We start from the raw sequence: 18,546 nt of genomic DNA, 5'->3' as shown, positions 1-18,546 counted from the left end.
CTCAATTTGATATTCTTTTACGAAGCAGAGCTTCGGGGAATTGACCCTTAGAGATTAAATATTTACTGAAAACCGGACAAGTGAACACGCAACTAATAACGCAAAGTTAAAATAATCGTTTATTCATCAATGTGAAATATAAAACATGCCGAGTAGTAGATCGTGATTATCTGATGACATGCAGGGCGACAGTGCCGCAACAAGCATGGGCATCGGAGGTTTAAACGACAGGAGATTATGACTTCATCAGGAGAGAGTTCAAATCGGGCAGAATGATGAATCCTTATTACTTTACATAATATATATTATACAACAAACATTCAGACAAAAGGCGTCGGGTATAGTTTCGCTTCATATGATCATAAACGGAGGCGAAGGGGTTGCCGATGGCTACCAGAATCGGCCGGAGCTGACCGCCGCCGGTTTTTTCAGAACACCTGAAGGCGAGTACTGCTATCGGAGCGGTGACATCGGACGGTGGAGGGTGGATGGTGTGCTTGAGATCGGGGGTCGCAGGGACACCCAGATCAAACACCGGGGTTTCCGTATTGAACTCGGCGAGATTGAAGATGCGCTCTGTCGTCACCCTGGAGTGGCAGGCGCTGCAGTGCTATTCAGGAAAGATGCCGGGGAGCTTGTTGCCTGTCTGGTAATCAGGGGGGAGGAGGTGCCGGAGCCGATTGAACTCCGCTCGTGGCTCATGCAGCGCATCCCCTCATATATGGTTCCGGCCCGCTTCATCAGGGTCGCCCGCATGCCGATCAACTCCAATGGCAAGCTTGACCGGAAAAGACTTGATCTTGAAGCCGAAGATGGAGAGTTACTCGGAGATGGCAGCTCTGCATCATCAGGATTGCCTTTCGGTGAAACGGAAAAGATGGTAGCTGAAGTTTTTTCAGAGATATTCAATCGTCCTGTCGAAGAGCGCAATATCAGCTTTCTTGTTCTTGGCGGTCACAGTCTCATCATCATGCGTGCAATCAACCGGATCGCACAGCGTTCAGGTGTGAAACTCTCGATAGGCGATTTTTTTGCAACGCCCACCATTGCCGGGCTTGCCTCCCGCATTGATGCCGAAAAAGTAAGGGATGATGCGGGATGCAGCATTCCGGTTGCCGACCCTGAGGCATTTCCCTTTGCCAGTCATGCCGAAGAGCGGCTCTATATGGTTAACTCCATGGACGCCACTTCTGCAGCCTACAATATGACCTTCTTTTTCCGGACAGGAGCGGAATTTGTTCCTGAAGCATTGCATCAGGCTCTTCTTGTGCTGGTCAGGCGGCACGAAGCCCTCCGTACCGGTTTTGAAGCGTGCGATGGCAAAATCATGCGCCGGATTGCAGATCCCCGGGAGATAACGTTCGAATGGCGGGAAGATGATCTCAGCCGCGCTTCCGACCCCGCTTCCGAAGCTCTTCTCCTGACCCAGGCAGAGGTTGCAAGGCCGTTCGATCTCTCCCGTCCGCCACTCTTAAGGATCCGAATAATCCGTATCGGCAGAGAACAGACGCTCATCCTCATCATGACCCATCACATTGTGCATGACGGCTGGTCATCCCGTATTTTTCTGCGAGAGCTGAAGATTGCATACGAAGCGGCTCTTCATGGTACGACGCCAGCTTTCCCTGTGCTGCCGATATCAATTCGCGATTATGCACTCTGGCAGCGTACCCGTGACTGGTCAGAGAGCGCCAAATGGTGGCTCAATACCCTGAAAGGGGCGCCGGAACGGATCGAACTCCCCTGTGATCGCCCGATTCCGGAAATTCCTGCAAACAGAGGCGCCACCATCAAAAAGGAGCTTCCGCCCGAGACAGCAAAAGGGCTTCAGGCGTTTGCCCGTCAGAGCGGTGTGAGTATGGCCTCGGTAGGGCTGACTCTTTTTGCAACCCTGCTCTATCGACTCACCCGCCAGAGTGAACTGGTCATCGGTATGGGTGTTGCCGGACGCGATCATGCAGAGACGGAAGGGCTGATCGGATTTTTTGTCAATGTTCTGCCGATACGTATCCGCCTTGACCGGGAGAGCGAGTTCAGCACGCTGCTTGGAGAGGTTCACGACATGCTTATGGGTGCGCTGGCACATCGCGAATACCCCTTTGACTCGCTGGTTCGGGACCTTGCACCGAAACGATCCGGAAACCGCCAGCCGCTTGTCAATGTGGTATTCGAGTATCAGCGATTTGATCCGGTAGTTCCGGAACTGCTCTTTCCTGCTGCACCTGAAATCAGTGACGCTTTTGCCCGTTCACTTGATGAAGTCATCTTCACCCCTACGGCCAAGCACGACCTGCTCCTCTTCTATGTAGAGCAGGAGGAGAGAACAGTGCTGCTGGTCGAATACGATACGGATATTCTTGATGCCGGTACCGTTGAACGGTGGATCTCCTATTTCATTCAGCTTGCCGGGCATCTGTGTGCCGAAAGCCTGAAAACAACTGAACCCGGGAGTGCAGAGCCATGACGATACATACCGGCAAGCCCCTCCGCTACCCGCTCTCCTCGGTTCAGCGTGAACTCTGGTTCGACCAGGCGCTCTTTCCGGATACTCCGATTTACAACGTAGGGGGTTACAGCTTTCTTCAGGGAGAGCTCGACCTCTCCCTCTTCAGGAAGGCGATCACCATGGTTGCAGAGGAGAACGATGCGTTGCGCATGGTTCTGACCGAGAGGGATGGCACTCCTTTCCAGTCCTTTCCCGATATGGGAGAAGCGGCTCTCACCATTGTTGACGTTTCGGATGCAGTTGACCCGGAAAAATGTGCTCTGACCCATATCCGCAAGGAGCACAACAGAGCGTTCCGGATCTTCGGGGAGCCCTTTTTTCGCCATACCATCTATAAACTCGCCGACAAGAGCTTTATCTGGCAGTATCTCTTTTACCATCTCGCCGTTGATGGCCATGCAATGAGTCTGGTCATCAACCGGATTGCCGCCCATTACAATGCCCTCATGCAGGGCAGCTCACTTCCCTTAAGGCAGGAATATGCATACCGGGAGTTTCTCCTTTACGACGCACTCCCCCCGGAGCCTGAACGGCTTGACGGCAACCGGCAATACTGGCGGGAAAAATTCACCCCGCTGCCCGAACCGCTCTTTTTCCCTTCTAACCGTCAGGGCAGCACCGGAGAGGTGATTCCCGGATCGGTTCATACCGGATACCTGTCACGCCGTCAATATGAGAGAGCCGAAGAGTTTGCCCGAACGCATTCGGTATCGCTCTTCCATTTTCTGATCGGAATTCTCTATCTCTATTTCACACGGGTAGAAGATCAGGATGAGTGTGTCATGGGCGTTCCGATGGCAAACCGCAATACGCCCCGCTTCAGGGAAACCATAGGACACTTTGTTGCTGTTATTCCGGAACGATTCAGCTATGGGCGTGATATCAGCTTTACCGAACTCATCAAGGCTGTCTCCGGAACACTGCGCAGGAGCTATCGTCATCAGGGCCTCCCCTTAAGCGAGATCCTCCGTCTCTCAGGAGCGTTGCAGAGCGGCAGAAAACGGCTCTACGATCTGGCATTCTCCTGGGAAAAACGGGATTACTCCTTTACGCTCGGACCGGCTTGTGCCCGAGAGAGCGCTTCGCTCGTTCACGATTTCGAACAGATTCCGCTTGCGATATTTGTGCTTGATTTTAGCGAAAACAGGGATGTTCTGATGCAGTTCGCCTGGAACCAGGCCTATTTTGATGCACCGGAAATCGAGCTGCTTGAGGGCCGGTTGCTACACCTGATTGACGAGGTGCTCGCCAATCCCGACATGATGCTCTCCGCTCTTGATATCCTGCCGCAGGATGAGAGAGAACAGTTACTTGTCGGGTGGAATGCGACGGATGCTCCCCTTCCGGAAAAATTCCTTCATCAGATGTTTGAAGCGCAAGCGGCTGAACATCCCGATTCCACAGCGTTATGCTTTCAAAACAGGCGCATTGGTTACGCTGAACTCAATGCGGGAGCCAATCAGCTCGCTCACACCCTGATTGCGCTCGGTATCCAGAGAGATGGGCCGGTTGCCATTGCGCTTGAGCGTACCCCGGAGATGGTTGTAGCGATGATGGCCGTGCTCAAGGCCGGAGGGTGTTACTTGCCCCTCGACCCATCCTGGCCTCCGGAACGCCTTGCATTCATGGTTGAAGATTCCGCAGCAGAGCTGCTTCTCACCAGCGAACTGCTGCGAGAGCGGTTGTCGCTCAAGGCCGTGCGAACGCTCTGTCTGGATGCTGATAACCCTGCTGTCTCTACACAACCCTCAGATAATCCCGACCTGCAACTCTCCCCGGAGCAGCTTGCCTACATCATCTATACCTCGGGCTCTACCGGCACTCCGAAGGGTGTGGCCGTTTCGCATCGCGGAGTGGGTAATATGGCGTTGGCCCAGATCAGCGCCTTCGGAGTGAAGAGAGAGAGCCGTGTGCTTCTGTTTGCCTCTTTCAGCTTTGACGCATCGGTATCGGAAATTGCAACAGCGCTTTGTTCCGGAGCCGAACTGCACATTCCCGATGAAGAACAACGTATTCCGGGACTCGCTCTCCTCCACTATCTTGATGATGAGGCCATCACCCATATCACCCTCCCCCCGACAGCCCTTGCCCTCTTGCCGAAGGCAGGGTTGCCTCTTCTTGAAGCGCTGGTCGTGGCCGGTGAACCCTGTCCCCCGGCCCTTGCCGCTTTCTGGTCAAAAGGGCGCCGATTCTTCAACGGATACGGACCGACCGAGGCAACGGTATGTACAACAATTGCTGAGTGCCGGCATGCAGATATCTTCCCGGACAGGCCGCTCCCTATCGGTCGGCCGATAGCCAATACACGCATCTATCTGCTTGATCGGAACCGGCAGCCGGTTCCGACAGGTATCGCCGGAGAGCTCTATATCGGCGGTGTCGGCCTGGCTTCCGGATATCTCAACAGGCCTGAACTGACAGCGGAAAAGTTCATTCCTGATCCATTCTCTTCCCGGCCCGGTGAGCGTCTCTATAAAACCGGTGACCTTGTCCGCTACCGCACGGACGGAAATCTTGAGTTTCTCGGCAGGCTTGATCACCAGCTTAAAATTCGCGGGTTTCGCATAGAACCCGGAGAGATCGAATCAGCACTTACCGCTATTCCCTCAATACATTCTGCATTGGTCGATGCCCGCACCGATGCCTATGGTCAACCGGCTCTTGCAGCCTGGCTTGTTGCTGCCGGCACTCCGCCTTCAATCGCAGGGCTAAGAGCAGATCTCGGACGAACGCTTCCTGATTATATGATTCCGACATCATTTATCTTTCTTGAAACAATGCCCCTGACGGTAAACGGCAAGATTGACCGAAAGGCGCTTCCTGATCCGGAGCACTCTGTTTCTGAAAATTCAGCAGCCCCTCGTGATCCGATTGAAGAACTTCTTGTAGAGCTCTGGGCGAGGTCGCTTTCGCAAAGGAGCTGCGGCATTCATGATAACTTTTTTGATCTTGGCGGAGAATCGCTCATTGCAGCAAGGCTTACGGTGCTTCTTCATGATGCGGGTGGTATTACTATACCGGTTCGCTGGATATTCGAGGCACCCACACCAGCACTGCTTGCCGGGCGGATACGAGAGTCCGGCAGTCAGCGTGAGCCCTCTCAGCCGGTTCCGGAGAACCCTCTTCTTGCGGGCACGAAATCCATTACGCCCGACCTTCTGCCGTTGATTGATCTCTCCCCGGATGAGATTGATCACCTCGTCGCTGCTGCAGAAGGCGGGGCCGGTAACATTCAGGATATCTATCCGCTTACACCGCTCCAGGAAGGGATCTATTTTCACTCACAACTGCAGCGGGATGGTGACACCTGGCAGAGTTGCCATCTCTTCTCCTTTGACTCGCTTGAGCGTGCAGAAGCATTCACTGGCGCCCTGCAGGCGGTTGTTGACCGTCATGACATGCTCCGTACCGCATTTGTATGGGGCGCACTCCACGAACCGGTTCAGGTTGTCATGCGTCACGCTACAGTTCCGTTTACGCTTCTTGATTTAAACAGAGAGCAAGGGCCAATTGCCGATCAACTGATGCATCTCTTTTCTCCCCGCAGCAACCGGCTCAATCTGGCCGCTGCTCCCCTGATCAGGACAGCCGTTACAGAGGATGGAGATCGCTGGCTGATGCTTCTCTCTGCACACCATCTGATTATGGATTATACGACCATGAAGGTGGTGTTTGATGAGATTACAGCACATCTTGAAGGTGATGCAGCCAGGCTCTCTCCTCCGGTCCCCTTCCGCAATTTTATTCCCCGGCTTTGCGATGGCAACGCGCCGGGGATCAGTGAGCCTTTTTTTCGCGGTATGCTCGGAGACATCAGCATCCCGACCGCTCCATTCGGCCTGCTCAACGTAAACGGTGACGGCTCGGCAATCGGAGAAGCAAAAAAGGAGCTGCAAGCTGATCTGGCGCTCCGGCTCCGTTCCGTAGCCCGCCTTTTCAGTGCAACACCGGCTGCTGTTTGCCATCTAGCCTGGGCCCTCCTCCTCTCGCGACTATGCGGTCAGGAGGATGTGGTATTCGGCACCGTTTTAACCGGCCGTATGCAGGGCGGAGAGGGTGTTGATCGGGCCGTCGGTCTCTTCATCAATACGCTTCCGATTCGACTGACATGCGACGCACGACCTGTTTCTGAAGCAGTTCGTCAAGCACGCCATCGTCTGCTTGCTCTCCTGCGTCATGAATCGGCTTCACTCAGCATGGCCCAGCAATGCAGTACCGTGCCATCGCCGATGCCACTCTTCACTTCACTGCTGAACTATCGGCATACCGAGCATAAGGAGCAGGGCCTCTTTCGGCATGAAGGCATAGAGATGATCATGCATACCGAAGGCGCAACCAACTATCCGTTCGGGCTCTCCATCGATGATTTTGATGAAGGGTTCAGCCTTACGGCACAGATGGACTCATCGATTGATCCCGAATGGATATGCACCCTCTATCTTTCATCCCTTGAACTTCTGGTCAGGGCGCTTGAAGAGGCTCCCGATACACCGATTGCTGAACTGGAGATCTTTTCACCGGAGGAGAAAAAGAAAATAGAGGCAATGTCGTCATCCAGACAGAGAGAGGAGAGCAGGCCGCTCCCCCGCCAGAGCGGGACGCTCTGAGGGGAGGGTATTTACTCTGGATCCGTCAGGAAAGAAAGCGATGCATGACCGCAGAGGATGATTCGAAATCGCTCTCTGAAAAAATCTCCAGGGTAAAGACTCGATTCGGATCAGGATATCGGTAAAGGTGCGACATCACCAATTCAAGCGCTTCGGGTTTCATGCATGCAAGCGAGTTGTGATCCTTCCCGTCAAGAGTGCCGTGCATGTGCAGCACTTTTGCTCTGGAGAGGTAGCGTTCGAGGTACGCACCGGTCGGAAAACCGTAGAACTCAAGATGGCCGACATCAAGCGTAACAGAGAGCGCAAACTCTTCGATTACCGGCCAAACCAGCTCAAAGGGGTAGTTGAGGTTTTCTGCACAGAAGTTCGACGCCGGCTCCCCGCACCCGTCAAGAAGCATCCGGAGCGATTCGCGAAGGCCGCCGGTAAAAACCCTCTTTTGACTCTCAGAAAAGCCGTTGATATCGACACCCGGCCCGGATTCAAAGTGCAGAACATAGGCCGATTTCGGCAGCGTACGGGTCAGCTCGATAATCCGGAGGCACTTGCCGACCGACTGCTTTCGTACCGCATCGTCGGGATTTCCGAGGTAGCTGTCAAGCGGCAGATGCACCGAATAGGTAAGCGCGGACTCCCCGGCGAGCTCTGCAAGCCTCTGCATATCTTCCGGAGAGGGAAGGTTGCTGAACTCATCGGATTCAAAGAGTACCAGTTCGATATCGTCCACCCTCTCCCTGAGGTATTCAACATTGGGAATGATATCAGCCGGGATGATATAGGAGCTTGTTCCGAAACGGAAGGGAAATCGCTGTTTACAACTCATGGGTTGAGGGTGTGGTGTTGCTGGAGCATGCTCATCAGCTCCGGGATAGTTTGCCAGTTGACGGCACCTGCGCCCAGCATCCGCTTCGATAAAGCAAGAGCAGCTTTACCCTCGGTATAGTCACGCCCGGCAATGCCCGCAGCAAGAAGAACAGTTTTGCCGCTTTTGAGCGCACCTTCGGCAAGCCGGAGGTTGACAAGATTGCCTGAACCGAAGGGAACACTGCTCAGAATCACATAATCGGCCGCATCAATCATGGTTGATGCCTCACTTATGGCATCGCTGCCAACAGGAGAGAAGGGCTGTTCAAGCACCGCCCTGATGTTGAGCGCCCGTGCCGCTTCAGCATCGGAATCGAGGCGGTTGAGTACGCCGGTAGTCACCTCGTACCCTTCAATAAGCAGCCTGCGGTAGAGTTCAAGTCCGCTCCCTCCTCCGGCAATGACATGAACCGTTTTGCCAAGTTTTCGAAGTCGACGCAGCGTATCCTGCGCACCCGATACCTGGAGATATCCGGTATAGGGATCCTGCTGTACTCGCAGTTCGCAGTTATAGACCCGGCTGAGCAGATCCGCCTGGAGCACCTCCGCCGGTGTCCCGGCTTTTATCAGCGAACCCTTGTCCATAAGCAGAAAACGGTCCGAGATGCCGGCCGAGAGCGTCAGATCATGGCTGACGAGCAGGATGGTCATCCGTTTTTCACGGTTGAGGTTCATGAGAATCTGAAGCACCTCCTGACGGTGGTTGATATCAAGATGGGCGATGGACTCGTCAAGCATGATGATTTTCGGCTCCTGGGCAAGCACCATGGCAAGGGCAACGCGCTGCTGTTCCCCTCCGCTCAGCTCGGTAAAGAACCGCTCACGAAGTTCCGAAACATCGGTATAGATCATCGATCGTTCAACGATGTCGTGATCGAGCGAAGAGGGTGAGCCCCATGGCCCGATGGAGCTGATTCTTCCGTTCATGACAATCTGGCTCACCGTGAAGGCCATGGGAGATTCGATTTTCTGGGGCACAACACCAAGAAGTGACGCCCGCACGGCAGGCTTGAGGTACCGGACATCCTGACCGAAGAGCGCCACACTGCCCGAAAGGGGCTTGAGCAGCGCGGCAGCGGTTTTCAGGAGTGTACTCTTGCCACAGCCGTTCGGGCCGATAAGGGAGACAAACTCCCCTTCCGCAATGGCGAATGAGACCCCGTCGAGTACCACTCTCTCTTTGTATCCGGCCGATACATTATCAAATGTCAGTGCGTTTTCACTCATACCATCAGCACCTCTAAGAATTGTCGTGAGCGGTTTGAGTGCGAGGCAGCGCAGAAACCGGAATGTACACCTCCTGGTACTTGAGGATTTCGAGCACCGTCCAACGAAGCAATCGAATCGCGGAATAAATTTTTAAAGGTACTCACTAAGCTATCCATGCCTGCTTCATCCTCCGTTGCAGAATAATCAGAAAGAACGGCCCACCCGCAAGGGCGGTCACAACCCCGACAGGAATCTCTACCGGAGCCATAAGGGTTCGTGCGACCGCATCGCAGAGCACCAGAAAGGTTCCCCCGCCGAGAGCGGAAAGGGGCACCAGCCGCCGGTTGTCCGGCCCGAAAAGCGCACGCATGACATGGGGCACAATAAGGCCCACGAAGCCGATCATACCGGAGAGCGAGACCGCTGTGGCTGCAAGCAGTGTTGCACAGAGGAGACCCGAAACAATGATAAGATCAGCATGCACTCCCTGATAGTGGGCCATCTCCCTGCCGAGTGCAAGGGCGTTGAGCCGCGGGGAGAGAAGCCATATTCCGAAAAGGGCGGAAACGATAAGACCGAGAGAGAGGAGCTGCTGACCGGTGGAGACGGGCTGCAGGCTGCCGAGCATCCACCAGATGACGTTATGCAACCCCTCTACGCTTGCCGTAGAGACCATGAACATAATTATGCTTGAGCAGATCGAACTGACAATAACACCGCTCAGAATAAGAGAGTAGACCGAGGGCTGACCGCTTGACCCCTGCCGGGCAATGCCGTAAACGACCATCAAGGTCAGAACTGCTGAAACAAAGGCGACAACCGGAAGGCTTAATGAGAGTATAACACTCGAACCCGCAAGGATGCTTATAGTTGCACCGAGCCCTGCGCCGCCGCTGACCCCGAGCACATAGGGTTCGGCGAGAGGGTTGCGCAAGAGAGCCTGAAAAACCACGCCGGAAGCCGAAAGCGCGGCTCCGGTCATCATCCCCATCAACAGACGGCTGTAGCGCAACGATAAAATGGCTCCACCTGCCGGAGAGTTCATATCGGGCAGCCCGATACCGGAGGGGCCGAAGAGCAGCGACAGCGCGAGAAGCAGCGGAATTGCCAGAAGAAAAAGCACAATCCGGAGCCTCGATTGTTGAGGCTGTTTGCTGGTAAAGCTGTTGTCCCGACAGACCCTGGAAGTGCTGCTCTGCTGCTTCATGGCTTCAGTTTTCCACACCTGCAGAGGCGGCAATACCCTGCTCAAAAGCATGTTTGAGGAGCTTCATCTCCGTAACGGTATCAGCGGCGGCAACAAGCGATGCCGGAGCATTGCGTCCGGTAAGCACAACAATTTTCCCCTCCCTGACACTCCGGAGTGCTTCAAGCAGCGGTTTAATGTCGAAGAGCTGCTCGCCAAGGGCATAACAGAGCTCGTCAAGCAGTACAAAGTCATAATCGGGTGAAGCAAGCGCTGCAAGGGCAGCATCAAGCCCTTCACGGGCGGCATGCCGGTGACTCTCCATTTCAGGGCTTTCGCGATCCCTCGGCAGAAACCCGAGTCCAAACTGCTCCCACTCCACCTCCTGAAACCGGCTGAAGAATTTCTGCTCACCGACCGAGCTGTCAGATTTCACAAACTGTATCACCCTTGCCCGCATACCATGACCCAGTGCCCTTGCGAGCATGCCGAATGCCGCAGTACTTTTACCCTTGCCATTACCGGTGAAGAGAAGGATTCTTGTTGGTTTCATTTCGTCTATTGTTTCGATTGGTGTTTGGATGGTATCAATATGATATGATTGTTCATGACGGTTATGCGTTGTTGTAGGGGCGAAAAATCTTTCGCCCCTACGGATGATATTGTAACAATATTCTGATGCCAATGCCAATAACCAGAAACAGCATCGCGGTTGTGCGCATCAGGGTTATGCTTTGGCGGATTGTACGGGGTGTACACTCCCCCGTTTTCACTCCGAGAATCGGGGCATGGTGCAGCTCTCCACCGTAAGACCTTGTGCCGCCAAACTGAACTCCGAGCGCTCCGGCAAATGCGGCTTCAGGGTAACCCGCGTTCGGACTTGCGTGCAGTTTAGCTCCCATTCGGACAGCAGGAAAGATATCAAAAACCCTGAGTTTATTGAAAGCTGCCCCGAGCGCAATAAAAAGAACCGTTACTCTTGCCGGTAACCAGTTGGCAAGGTCATCGAGCTTTGCCGATGCCCATCCGAACTCAAGATAGCGATCACTTTTATAGCCGAATGTCGAGTCGAGGGTGTTGATCGCCTTGTAGGCAATTGCCCCGACCGGGCCGAGGAGCAGCGCATAGAAGAGCGGAGCGGTTACGCCGTCCACACTGTTCTCCGCCACACTCTCCGTAGCTGCAAGAGCAATTTCACCTGCATTCATCTCCTGTGTATCGCGTCCGACTATACAGGATACCTTTCGACGTGCCTCTTCAATGTCACCGGCTATAAGCGCCCGCTCTACTGCAGCGGCATGATCGCCAAGATCGCGGACGGCAAAAGAGCTGTAGAGCAGGTAGATGCTCATGGCAGCTCCGCCGAGAGGGCGCAGTTTTGTGGCACAAGTGATCAGGAGCCATGCTGTTCCGGCAGAGGCTCCGACAACAGCAATTGCGGTTGTTATACCGGCAACCCGTAACGGGAGGGGTGAGCGACGCATCAGGGATTCAATCTTTATCGCAAACCAGCCTATCCCCCTCACCGGATGCGGCATCCATCGCGGGTCACCGAGTGCGAGGTCAAGCAGGAAAGCTGAAGCCACAAGAGCTTCCGGAAGTGCAACTGTCAACTCAGTTGTCCCTGTTTAATCCGGCAGCACCCCGTATGGCGGCCAGAAGACGGTTATTCTCTTCCGGCAACATAATGGCAAAACGGAAATAGTTAACCTCAAGCCCGGCAAAGTTCCGGCAATCCCTGACATGAATCCCGACCGAACGAAGATACTCCAGCAGTTCATCCAGCGAAACACCTCTCTGCCACTGGGCAAGAAAGAAGTTGGCCCTGCCGCCATAGAGATGCAGCCCCTCGATTTCAGAGAGAGCGGCAGCAACTCTTGTTCTCTCTCTGAAAATCAGCTCCCGAAGCTCCCTGTCAAATCCGTTGCACTGTAAAAGACGACCGGCGACCGATTCAGCAACCGAATTGACCGTCCATGGCTCCTTGTAGTCGAGCAGATGGCGAATGATTTCCGGATGTGCAACAACCGCCCCAAGCCGCAGGCCGGGCAGGGCATAGAATTTTGTGAGTGAGTGAATGACAATAACATTTTTCAGTGCATGCACCTTCCCCATGAGGGAGTTATCCGGAAAGGCAGCAGTAAACTGGATAAATGCCTCATCGACAATAAACCATTTCTCCGGAAAACGGCTTGCAAGGGCCATTACAATTTCCGGGGGGAGTTTGGTTCCGGTTGGATTATTGGGATTGGCTGCAAAAAAAGCATCGGCCTCTGCCAGCGCAGTGGCAAGTTCTTCAATGCCCGGCAGACGAAATCGGTTCTCTCTCTCCAGATGAATATAACTGATCTCGGTGCCGGCAACTCTGCCAGCCCGCTCATAGTCATAAAAAGAGGGCGAGAGCAGGAGCAGACGACGGATGCGAAGTGCTCGCGGAATGAGGTAGATCCCTTCAATGGCTCCGTTCAGCGGAAGCACCGAAGCCGGATTGAGTTCGAATTTCTCGGCATAAAAACGCCGTACACCGCGACCATCAATTGAGGGGTAGTGTCGGGGCTGCATATCATCAAACGAAAGTTCTCCGATTGGCGGAAAGAGAGGGCTGATATTGACACTGAAGTCAAGCACCTCGCGACCCTCGGCTCTCTCTTTGCCTGCCCGTGCACCACCGTGCTCATGATGAAAGAGTGTTTTCATGGAAGTGACCGATCAATAATACTGAAAACCTTGTCAAGATCAAGATTCAGGGTGAAGTGTTCGGCAAGACGCTCATAACTCTCCACACTCTCTTCGCTCTCCTGCCCTTGCGGCTGGCAGGAGGGCTCGGCACGGAGAAGAAACCACTCCTTTACCCCTCTTTCACTGAAAATACCATGAAAATAGGTTCCAAACACCTTTCCGTTACAACATACTGCCCCGTCAAGGTCTTTTTCCGGATTATTGTTCCGCTCCGAGAGCCGGATAAACGGTCCGCATGTACCCGAAACAGTGCTTCTGCCCATATGGATTTCGTATCCTGAAGCCGGAATATTGCTGTCAACAATGGTTCCTTTTACGTTTGCAAGGCATTTATCCCTTTCAAGCACGGTTTCAACATCAAGATAGCCGAGAGCCCGTGCAGTTCCGGGAGTGCCTTCAACACCATGAGGATCGGCAATCGAGTTGCCAAGCATCTGGTAACCGCCGCAGATACCCATGATGACTCCGCCATCCTCCCTGAATTTCCGGATTTCACTCTCCCATCCCAGACAGAGGAGCCAGCCAAGATCGCCACGCACATTTTTCGATCCGGGAAGAATGAGCGCCTTGTAACCCTTCAGGGATCTCGGGTAGTGGAGGTAGTGGAGCTCAACCCTCGAATCATGCTCCAGCGGCGACAGATCGGTAAAATTGGAGATGTGCGGAAAATAGATTGCGGCAACGCCGATCTTATCAGGGGAAGGAGCGCCCGCCGGATCAACTTTGGAGGAGAGGGGTACGGCATCTTCGGCATCAATGCTGAACCCCCTGAAGTAAGGAATAACACCGAGAACCGGAACGCCGGTCATAGCTTCAAGCATGGCAACGCCATCGCGGAAGAGGGAGATGTCTCCCCTGAAGCGGTTGATGATAACTCCCTTTACCAGAGCCCGGTCTTCGGGAGGAATAATGGCGAGTGTTCCGGCCACCTGCGCAAAGACGCCTCCCCTGTCAATATCGGCTACAAGAATGACCGCTGCTTTTGCCCTTCGTGCGGTTTTGAAATTGACAAAATCCCTCTCATAGAGATTCATCTCCGCACAGGATCCGGCACCTTCAATGACAACCAGCTCATGCTTCTTCATCAACCGGTCAAGACTTTCAAAAGCAGCCTCCGACCAGCGCTGAGTATTGCCGAAATACTCCCTCGCTGTCCGGTCGGTGCACACCTTTCCCTGAAGCACTACCTGGGCACCGGTATCGGAGTTGGGTTTCAGCAACACAGGATTCATATCGGCGGAGGGAGCAACACGTGCGGCTTCAGCCTGGGCTATCTGGGCGCGTCCGATTTCGAATCCGTCATGCGTGACGCCCGAGTTATTCGACATGTTCTGCGCCTTGAACGGGGCGACATCAATACCGGCATTGCTGAATATCCGGCAGAGGGCGGTCGCTACAATACTTTTGCCGACGTCAGAAGCGGTACCGAAGATCGCCAGAGCCCTTGATCTGTTTTCAATGCTTACCATGTTTCGTAATGAACAAGTGAATCGAGTTCCATTCTCGGCAGCCAGCCTGCCTGCTCAAGCTCCGGTGTTTGATGAAAAAAGCTGACATAGCCGACACAGAGCCAGGCGACAGGAACAATATGCTCTGGAATACCGAGTACTTCACGGATATGATCGTGATGAATGATACTGACCCAGCCGACACCGAGATTTTCCGCCCTTGCCGCAAGCCAGAGGTTCTGCACGGCACAGACCGAGCTGTAGAGATCCATCTCCGGGTTTGCTGTGCGACCGATCACCACCTCCCCGCTGCGCGTTCGGTCGCAGGTGATGCAGATACCAAGAGGGGATTCCATAATTCCCTCCAGCTTGAACGAGCGATACTGCTCCTGCTTATCTTCGCTGAACATTGCTGCAGCTTCGGCGTGAGCAACCTCAAAACCATCCCTGACCTTGCTGCGAACAGCACGATCCTTGATAACAATAAAATCCCAGGGCTGCATAAACCCTACGCTCGGCGCATGATGCGCCGCATCGAGAAGCCGCGAGATTACCTCCTCCGGTACCGGGTTTGCCAGGAACTGCCCCCGCACATCCCTCCGGCTGTAGATGACCTTGTAGAGTGCATCCCTTTCCTGTTCGCTAATGGTCATATTCATATCTATACTTTGGTTATTGACTTCAAAAGTTGCGCTCCTGCATTTTCCTCCATTTGAGCTCCTCTATAAATCGTCGTGTGCGGTTTGAGTGCGAGGCGGACGGAGCGCAGAAACCGGAATGTACAAGGAGTACTTGAGGATTTCGAGCACCGACCAACGAAGCAATCGGATCGCGTAACAGATTTATAGCGGTGCTCATTAAAAGGCAACCTTGACTCCTGCATAAGCCGACCTTCCCGGAGTTGCATAACCCCAGGCCTCTTCATACCAGGTATTGAACACATTGTCGATGCGACCGTACAATTCGACCTTTTCCGACAGATTGTATGACCCGTTCAGGTTAAGGAGAAAGTAGTCCGGAAGCTTGCCGACAGGTGTTCCGCTGCTATCCCTGGCTGATGCAACCTCTTTTCGTTCATCAACCCACTGCATACCGGCTCCAACAGCGGCTGATTTGCCGATGCGGTATCTGCCGGAGATGCCAACCTTGTTTTCAGGACGACGCACCAGCTGTACACCCAGAGGGTCTTCGGTTTTGTTATGGGTATAGTTCATGGCAAGCTGAAGGGCCCGGAGCGGCTGCCATTCAATGAAACTCTCTATGCCCCGTGATTTGGATGTTCCGGCAACCTGGGCATATTTCCATGTTACCATATCAAAATCGATCCTGTCGTCATAGACCGAACGGAACCAGGTAATCCCGGCCCGGAGGTTATCACGGAAGCGATGTTCGACTCCTGCATCAATGCCGGTGCTTGTTTCAGGCTTGAGGGTTTCCGAACCGTAATCCGAATAGAGCTGATAGAGTGAAGGGGCAAGAAAACCGGTACCGTAACTTGCCTTCAGAACGGTTTCGCCGATTCTGTATGACGGAGCTACCCTTGCCGTAACCTTACTGCCGAAAATCTCATTATCCTCATACCGGACTCCCGCTACCACTTTCAGATTATCAACACTCCATTGATCCTGCAGCCAGATATTTCCCGAGAGTACCGACTTGTCAATCAGGGGTGCTCCCCAGACAAAGTCATGATAGTTCATACTCTCATTTTTGCCGGATAAACCAACGGTCACCATATTGGCGTCAGTAACCTGCATATCGCCCTGCCAGCCGATCTCCTGCATCTTGCCGGTGAAGGTGTTTGTTTTAACGCCGTCGTTATCGAAATCGGTTCTCTCCTCATTGGTGAACTGCACGAAGAGCGTGTTTCCGATTACCTTTCCGCAATTTTTATAGGCAACCCTGCCGACATACTGACGGCTGTCATTATGCTGCTCCTTCATGCCTGCTGGATTTGCAACATAGGATGGCCAGACATAGGTAAACCGGTCGCCGGTATAGCCGTTGGCCGACTCATCATACCGTACCGAAGCGTCAGTATATCGGAATGTGGTTTCAAGGACCGATGAGGGTGCCAGCTCATAGGAGTAGGATCCGGAGAGCGTTGTATTTTCATAACCGTCCTTTTCACTGGTATTGCCGCTGTGCGGAATACGCGGATTGCGGTCGTCAGCAAACGAAAAACCATCCGATTTCAGACGGGCAAGTGAGAGTGAGTATGCCGATTTGCCGGTTTTTCCGCTCACGCTCCCGTTGATTTTATACGTCCCGTATGCACCCCCTTCGATACCGGCATAGGATTTCATGGGGCCATCGCCTTTTTTGGTCAGGATATTGATAACTCCGGCAGTGGCATTGCTTCCATAAAGCACACTGAGCGAGCCTCGGACAACCTCTATCTTTTCAACATTGTCGAGTGTAAGATTGGAGAGGCTCGCCGTACGGTTTGTCGTAGCCGGATCATTGACCGGCACACCGTCAATCAGTACGAGCGTGTTTTTGGCATCACCCCCGCGAATAAACAGGGATGTCATGGAGCCGGGACCGCCGTTGGCGGATACGTCAATACCTGCCACACCTTTGAGCAGATCTTCTACCGTGTGCTTTCCGGAAGCCCGGATCTCAGCCGAAGTAATGACCGTTACCGATGCACCTCCGGCGTTACTGATGGAGTTGATGGTTTTTGTGGCCGTCACGACGGTCTCTTCACCGGTAAAGTGTTTTGGCTGTTCATCAGCAAGCAGCCCTTTGCTGCTCAAGAGAGCAGCCATCACCACGAGAAATACTTTTTTGTTCATTGAAGGTGTAAACCTGTTTTCAGTTTTATAGAAATAAACTGACAGGGGTCTTTCAAAGGCGGCATGTAACCGAAATCGACACTGCCTGCTCAACAATTCCGCAACAGGTTTTTTGACGTTAACAGAGTGATAACCGTTCAATGAGGGTTGACGGTTAGGAAATATCAAAAAATGCCGTGCAAAAAGATCAAGCGGTGAGCAATGCAAAAGAAGTACAGCTTTGCCCCGACTATAACCCGTAGTCCGATCTTGTAATGCAAATAATAACTGGCAGGTCTCCTGACTATGACGGTCTCGATCGGTTCCGGCCTTCCCGCCGTTCCCCCTGGAGGAGAACATGCAGTGACCTGAACCTGCCACAAAGAGCGTGAGCATGTGGCCATGCCTCGCTTGTTGCGGTTACCGTTGTACAGTTGCGGGTACAGTTTACGATTCTCACGTAATTCCCTATTCTCCGGCTTTTAAGCCGGCACCAGCTACGACGAAAGAACAGTTGTAATGCCGACATAGATAAGAAATTCCCGGCAAAGAAACAAGCTTCATCAATCCCGAATATCCTTTGTAATGTATCTATGACGCAATATTATAGCGTAATTGTGCGGCTTAACCGGCAATGTTTTACGCTGTTTATAATCGCCCTAAAATATCCTCAATCCGCCCTCTTCTGTACCTGAACACCTCTTCAAGTCGCCGGGAAACAATGAGCGTGTTAACCATCTCGCCAAACAATCCCATCGGCAGGGCGTACTCAAGAGCGTCAACCATTTCTACACCTCCGGCTATCTCTCTGAAAGAGTGACGGTGATGCCAGTACTCATAAGGGCCTGAATTCTGGACATCCTCAAAAAAGAGGGGTTTCGAGACCTTGGTAATCTCTGTTTCCCACCTTACGGGAACCATCAGGAAGGGATAGAGCGTGTATGTGATGATCATGCCCTCGTAAATCAGCTTCTCACCTGTTCCGCCGGTTATGGTGACCATCATCTCGGGAGGAGTGATTCGGGCAAGATTTGCCGGATTGGAGAAAAAATCCCATGCCTCCCCAGTGGAGACCGGAAGCTGCTGAACATAAACAAGATTGTGAAACTCCACGTTATAAATAAACCTGTTCCTCTTTTCTGAAATGCATATAACCTCAATAATTCATGACGCCCAAAATTGGGGGTATTGCATTCCAAAAATAAGT

At 53.2% G+C, this 18,546-nt stretch carries 12 protein-coding genes and 1 riboswitch; of the genes, 2 read left to right on the top strand and 10 right to left on the bottom strand.

Annotated features, from left to right (window positions below):
* Positions 1-355: 355 nt before the first annotated feature.
* Positions 356-2,464 carry a condensation domain-containing protein gene (locus BOO20_RS07675; RefSeq protein ID WP_076791822.1) on the top strand — a complete coding sequence of 703 codons (2,109 nt, stop codon included), beginning with the start codon at positions 356-358 and terminating at the stop codon, positions 2,462-2,464.
* The gene (locus BOO20_RS07670; protein ID WP_076791820.1) at positions 2,461-7,113 is read left to right on the top strand and encodes a non-ribosomal peptide synthetase; all 4,653 of its coding nucleotides are present in this window, start codon (positions 2,461-2,463) and stop codon (positions 7,111-7,113) included. Before BOO20_RS07675 ends, BOO20_RS07670 begins: the two co-directional genes overlap by 4 nt.
* Before the next feature lie 25 nt (positions 7,114-7,138).
* Here BOO20_RS07670 and cbiR read toward each other — a convergent pair whose 3' ends face one another.
* The 10 genes from cbiR to BOO20_RS07620 form a co-directional block, all read right to left on the bottom strand.
* Positions 7,139-7,939 (bottom strand): cobamide remodeling phosphodiesterase CbiR, encoded by an 801-nt coding sequence (gene cbiR, locus BOO20_RS07665; protein ID WP_076791818.1) that lies wholly within the window; start codon positions 7,937-7,939, stop codon positions 7,139-7,141.
* A complete protein-coding gene (locus BOO20_RS07660) occupies positions 7,936-9,207 on the bottom strand; it encodes an ATP-binding cassette domain-containing protein (RefSeq protein WP_076791817.1) in 1,272 nt (423 codons plus the stop codon). Before BOO20_RS07660 ends, cbiR begins: the two co-directional genes overlap by 4 nt.
* Before the next feature lie 145 nt (positions 9,208-9,352).
* Positions 9,353-10,396, bottom strand: coding sequence for an iron ABC transporter permease (locus BOO20_RS07655; protein WP_076791815.1), 1,044 nt, complete (start codon positions 10,394-10,396; stop codon positions 9,353-9,355).
* Between the two features lie 4 nt (positions 10,397-10,400).
* A complete protein-coding gene (gene cobO, locus BOO20_RS07650) occupies positions 10,401-10,928 on the bottom strand; it encodes a cob(I)yrinic acid a,c-diamide adenosyltransferase (RefSeq protein ID WP_076791813.1) in 528 nt (175 codons plus the stop codon).
* Positions 10,929-11,025: 97 nt separating this feature from the next.
* Positions 11,026-11,988, bottom strand: a complete 963-nt coding sequence (gene cbiB, locus BOO20_RS07645) for an adenosylcobinamide-phosphate synthase CbiB (RefSeq protein WP_076791811.1) — start codon at positions 11,986-11,988, stop codon at positions 11,026-11,028.
* A gap of 1 nt (position 11,989) precedes the next feature.
* Positions 11,990-13,072, bottom strand: a complete 1,083-nt coding sequence (cobD, locus tag BOO20_RS07640) for a threonine-phosphate decarboxylase CobD (protein ID WP_076791810.1) — start codon at positions 13,070-13,072, stop codon at positions 11,990-11,992.
* Positions 13,069-14,583 (bottom strand): cobyric acid synthase, encoded by a 1,515-nt coding sequence (locus BOO20_RS07635; protein ID WP_076791808.1) that lies wholly within the window; start codon positions 14,581-14,583, stop codon positions 13,069-13,071. Before BOO20_RS07635 ends, cobD begins: the two co-directional genes overlap by 4 nt.
* Positions 14,577-15,221: a 5,6-dimethylbenzimidazole synthase gene (gene bluB, locus BOO20_RS07630; protein ID WP_198935433.1), complete on the bottom strand. Its 645-nt coding sequence runs from the start codon at positions 15,219-15,221 to the stop codon at positions 14,577-14,579. The genes BOO20_RS07635 and bluB overlap by 7 nt, the downstream gene beginning before the upstream one ends.
* Before the next feature lie 198 nt (positions 15,222-15,419).
* The gene (locus BOO20_RS07625) at positions 15,420-17,360 is read right to left on the bottom strand and encodes a TonB-dependent siderophore receptor (RefSeq protein WP_076791807.1); all 1,941 of its coding nucleotides are present in this window, start codon (positions 17,358-17,360) and stop codon (positions 15,420-15,422) included.
* A 251-nt stretch (positions 17,361-17,611) separates the two neighbouring features.
* Positions 17,612-17,852: riboswitch (cobalamin riboswitch) on the bottom strand.
* Between the two features lie 135 nt (positions 17,853-17,987).
* Complete coding sequence (locus BOO20_RS07620; RefSeq protein ID WP_076791805.1) at positions 17,988-18,452, bottom strand: SRPBCC family protein; 465 nt, start codon at positions 18,450-18,452, stop codon at positions 17,988-17,990.
* Positions 18,453-18,546: the final 94 nt, after the last annotated feature.

This window comes from Chlorobium sp. KB01 (assembly GCF_001975465.1).
In the GTDB taxonomy this organism is placed as follows: Bacteria; Bacteroidota; Chlorobiia; order Chlorobiales; family Chlorobiaceae; genus Chlorobium.
The sequence above is the reverse complement of the archived record's forward strand: the minus strand, read 5'-3'. Positions and strand labels throughout refer to the sequence as shown.